The 252-nt window shown below is 68.3% G+C and carries 1 protein-coding gene; it reads left to right on the top strand.

What is annotated here, in order from left to right; genetic code table 11:
• The coding region (locus G6553_RS20600; protein WP_207620092.1) for a hypothetical protein at window positions 1-212 on the top strand (212 nt) is incomplete at its 5' end.
• Window positions 213-252: the final 40 nt, after the last annotated feature.

Raw genomic sequence — 252 nt, forward strand, 5'->3', positions numbered from 1 at the left:
ACGACCAGCGGATGCCGCTGTTCGAGGCGTTCGCCGACGAGATTGGCTACACCGGCGATCTCAGTCACGCCCGGATGATCTACAACCGGGCCAAGCAGGTGCGCGACTTCGTCGGTCACTCCCTTAGCCCGGATCCACCGACCGGCAGCGGCAACGGGTCCCGGCTGGCTGAGGTTGTCGCTGGCGGCATGACCGCAGGGGTGGGGGCCTGACCTCGCTGTCAGGTGGTTCCACTCAGGGTCCGGGCGGGCC

This window comes from Nocardioides sp. IC4_145 (assembly GCF_011250565.1).
Classification (GTDB): domain Bacteria; phylum Actinomycetota; class Actinomycetes; order Propionibacteriales; family Nocardioidaceae; genus Nocardioides.